The sequence below is a fragment of the Myroides pelagicus genome (genome assembly GCF_009711055.1).
GTDB classification, from domain to species: Bacteria; Bacteroidota; Bacteroidia; order Flavobacteriales; family Flavobacteriaceae; genus Flavobacterium; species Flavobacterium pelagicum.
The window spans coordinates 1-4,461 of record NZ_WMJY01000067.1 but is presented as its reverse complement, the minus strand read 5'-3'; the positions used below and the strand labels follow the sequence as shown (position 1 = coordinate 4,461).

The 4,461-nt window shown below is 33.8% G+C and carries 3 protein-coding genes; all 3 read left to right on the top strand.

Features of this window, described 5'->3' with window-relative positions:
* Positions 1 to 47 precede the first annotated feature (47 nt).
* From GJV77_RS15040 to GJV77_RS14440, 3 genes are read left to right on the top strand one after another with little or no spacing between them, the layout of a single operon-like run.
* Positions 48 to 395 (top strand): RHS repeat protein, encoded by a 348-nt coding sequence (locus tag GJV77_RS15040; RefSeq protein ID WP_155037039.1) that lies wholly within the window; start codon positions 48 to 50, stop codon positions 393 to 395.
* A 12-nt stretch (positions 396 to 407) separates the two neighbouring features.
* Positions 408 to 4,130 carry a DUF6443 domain-containing protein gene (locus GJV77_RS14445; protein WP_155037038.1) on the top strand — a complete coding sequence of 1,241 codons (3,723 nt, stop codon included), beginning with the start codon at positions 408 to 410 and terminating at the stop codon, positions 4,128 to 4,130.
* Entirely contained in the window at positions 4,130 to 4,372 is a 243-nt protein-coding gene (locus GJV77_RS14440; protein WP_155037037.1) for a hypothetical protein, read from the top strand. The genes GJV77_RS14445 and GJV77_RS14440 overlap by 1 nt, the downstream gene beginning before the upstream one ends.
* The last annotated feature ends 89 nt before the right edge of the window (positions 4,373 to 4,461 follow it).

The following is a 4,461-nucleotide window of genomic DNA, read 5'->3' as shown; positions in this document are numbered from 1 at the left end:
TAATTTTGTGACACAGTTGGCGGTACACCCTCAACATTTTACATTATGTGGATAAAGATAATAGTGATTTTTCAAATTATTATTATCAAAATAAATTAGTATTAAAATCGAATAACCAATCCTTCAATACAGAAATGAATGATATGATACCTCAATTACTGCAGTATAATGATATTGGAGCTTTTTTAAATTTTATTTATTTTCCTCTTATGTCTTCAAATTCAGAAGGATCTGTTAATGCCTATTTTTATAATAGAAATAATTTAATTCGTAGTATAGATACAAATCTAATAAATACATCATATAAATATGATGAAGCAAATCGCCTTAAACAAATCGTGGATGACAAAGGTAATATTCTTCAAGAATATGAGTATAACTATAAAAACAACTAAAGCTATAATAAGATGAAAATATATAAATATATAAGTCTATTAAGTATTTGTTATTTAAATACTCTATTAGCTCAGACAACATCACAGAATTATACTAAAAGTACTCAATATACACAACCTACTACCTTAAACGGTTCTTCTGCATCTTCAAAAACTCAAGTGATCTACTATGATGGCTTAGGTCGTCCTATACAAGAGGTTGCAGTAGGACTTAGCCCAAGTAAAAAAAGTGTAGTAAAGCATACGGAATATGATTTAAATATCGGTCAGACTAAAGACTTCTTAAGTTCTCCTACTGCTAGTGGAAGTGCGGAGTATAATACTAATGCAAAGACTGAGGCACTTAACTATTATAAAACTCCTAAGTATGAAAACACTGTAAATCCTTATAGTGAGACTCTATATGAGAAGTCACCACTTAAAAGAGTATTAAAAACAGGTGCTCCTGGCGAAGACTGGAAAATTAGTGGAGATCATACAGTTGATTTTACCTATCGATTCAATACAGCAAACGAAGTAAAATACAGACGTGTAAATGCTGTATTAAATGCAAGTAAAGGATTTTATGACTATAGCACAGCTAGTAATGTTGGTAATGGTTTTTATCCAGCAAACTCTCTTTATGTGACCTCTGTATCTGATGAAAATGGTAATGTAACAGAAGAGTTTAAAGATCAAGAAGGGAAAGTAGTATTAAAAAGAGTATATAACAATACTCAAGGACTTCCAAAACTCTTTAGTGCAGCTTCTAATACTCCAGCTTCAAGTCCAACGCCAAGCGTAGGTAATATACTTGGTGATGAATTAAAAGGAAAGTCAGTACAAGATGTAATAGATAACTTTGATAAAATAGTAGATAATCTAGAGAAGAATGCTGACAAGGAAATTAACAAGACAACTAATGCGGTTGAAAATTTACCTAATAATACTTTAAGAGCTTCTGGGGCTACCACAGGCATTGGAGAAACACTAGATACTTACTACATCTATGATCAGTACGGGAATTTATCAGTGGTTACTTCTCCCTTATTAAACGGTAATATTACCTTAACTAATATAGAAAAACTAGGTTATCAGTATAAATATGATACTAAAAACCGACTAGTGGCTAAAAAACTACCTGGTAAGTCATGGGAGTATATGGTTTATGATAAAGGAGATAGACTTGTGGCTTCTGGGCCAGTGTATGATCCATTTGGAACAGAGAAACAAGGCTGGATGATAACTAAATATGACGCCCTTTCTAGAGTGGTGTATAGTGGTTTTTACTCTGCTACAGTGCCAAGTGAAGCTAATCGTAAAATCTTTCAGGATAATGTGAATGCTAGTGTTGTTTCTTTTGAGAAAAGAGCTGGTGCTATTTCTGTTGATGGAGTTTCAATAGCTTACACAAATACAGTATTTCCTAAAGATGGATTAACTCTATTAGCTATTAATTACTATGATGATTACTCTTATCCAGGAGCAGCCACGAACTTTACAGCCATAGAAGGACAAGAAGTTGTACAAAATGTGAAAGGATTACTTACAGGAACATGGAATAGAGTCATAACTATAAATAGTGAAAAGAAAGCTAATATTACTTTTATGTTATATGACTATAACAGTCGTGTTCTTAGAAGTTATACAAAGAATTATCTAGGAGGATACACAGAAATAGATACTAAATACTCTTTTACAGGTCTGCCTTTAAAGGTTACTACTAAACATCAAAAAGATGCTTCAACTCCTTTAATGACTGTATTAGAAGAATACGTCTATGATCACGCAGAAAGACTGCTACATCAAACTCATAAGGTTAATGGTTTAGCTGAAGTCGTTCTTTTTGAAAATGTGTATGATGAGTTAGGAAGACTTGAAAAAAAACGCATTGGAGGAAAACGCTCTAGTACCACTCCCACGACAAGTACATTCTTACAAGAATTACAGTATAAATATAACATAAGAGGATGGCTTACAGAGGTAAATAACGCCAGTAATATAAATCAAGTAAACAATAGCAAAAGCTCTTTGTTTGCCTTAAAGCTTAATTATAATAAACCAGAGCAAGGTCTAACAGGAGTAAAACCGCTTTACAATGGTAATATCTCAGAGCAAATCTGGACTAGTGGTATAGACAATAAAAAGCGCGGTTATGGTTATGTGTATGATGGTGCAAATAGATTAGTCTTGGGTTCTTTTAAAGATCCTGATTTAAACTCAGTCTCTAAAGCTAATCTATATGATGAAAAATTAGAATATGACAAAAATGGAAACATTTTAAAACTAGACAGAAATGGAGCTTCTTTAGCAGGAGTAACAACGGTTATTGATAAACTAACCTATGGTTATGAATCAGGTAGTAATAGACTATCAACAGTAAGAGATGCTTCAGGAAATCAAGAAGGTTTTAAACAAGTAAATACTACTGGAGCTGATTACGCTTATGACGAATTTGGTAATTTAACAAGTGATAAACACAAGAAAATAACCAAGATTAAGTACAATCATTTAAATTTACCTGTTGAGATTAATTTTGGGACAGATAAAATAGAGTATCTTTATACAGCTTCAGGAGAGAAAACACAGAAGAAAGTAACAGAGAAAGGCGTAGTTACGCTAACAGATTACCTAGGAGGGTTTCAGTATGTAAAGGGTAAGCTTAGTTTCTTACCTACAGCCGAAGGATTCTTTAATACAGAGACGAATGCTTATGTGTATCAGTATAAAGACCACTTAGGCAATGTAAGACTGTCTTATAGCGATAAGAACAATAATAACACGATTGAGGCTAGTGAGATTATAGAAGAGACTAACTATTATCCTTTTGGATTAGCTCATAAGGGATATAACCAGAAGAATGATGCTCTGATGAAGGATTATAAGTACCAATACAATGGTAAGGAGAAGCAAGAGGAATTAGGACTAAACTTCTATGATTATGGAGCTCGTAACTATGATGCTGCTATCGGTAGATGGATGAATGTTGACCCATTAGCGGAAGTGATGCCTTCGTGGAGTCCGTACAGTTTTGTATTCAACAACCCTATCAATTTCATAGACCCAGATGGTAGAATACCATATCCGGTAACTATCAGATCGTTTGCACCTTTTAAATACTTTGGTGGTGGTTTCCACGGAGACGGAAGAGGTTACTCAAATACTAGATCTTATTCAGATGGAAGAGGACCAACGGCTCGTGTTCATCAGGTAATAAACTTTGATACAGATAAGTCAAAAATATCTGCGAATGCTTGGAGTTCCTCTACTTCTCATAGGTTTTTACCAGGAAGTCGTACAGAGACACCGTCAGTTGAATTTACGGATGGTTTTAAAACAAGAACAAGCGGAGATTCTAAAACATTTATGTTTGGTACTCATTCTAAAGGAGCAAACCCAATGGTTCCAGGCTCACCGAATATTGATGTGTTTTCGGATTTTTCAATTACAGAAAACAAAAAAGCAGGAACGTTGGATATAAGCGGAACACTTACAGGAGATAATTTCCCAAGTACCGAAGCATTTATATCAGACCCGAGTGGACAAAATGTATTCCTTGGAATAGGTTATTATGAGGGTTCGCCCTTCAGTAGCTTGGACGGTGAAAATAAGAGAGATATATCAAGTTTTAACTTTTCCATTTCTACGGACAAGAAAGGAAATTTTACAGGGGTTAAAATGGGTGATAACTCGTACTCTATTAGTGATTGGAATAAAATGTTTGAAAAAGCAGACCCACATAAAAATAAGGACTAATGAGAAAAGCGATGATTTATTTTTTTTTGGGCTTAACAGTAATGTTTCTGTTCACTTATATAGGTGGTTTATTTGATGATGCCTTTCGTAAAACAGGGATTTGGTACAAAGATATTATTGGTTCTTTCAAATACTATGTTCTATGGGTGTTACCTTATTGGTGGTTGATAATCCTTATCGGCTCGGTAATACTTGGAACAGTTTTTTACGGAATTAAAATAGGTATTGGGAAATTGAAATAATAACAACAAAGCCACTCATTGAGTGGCTTTGTTTATTTAGCGTAAGCGTGTTTTGTCTCGTCCTGAAAAAACTTTACAGTTTTTAATAG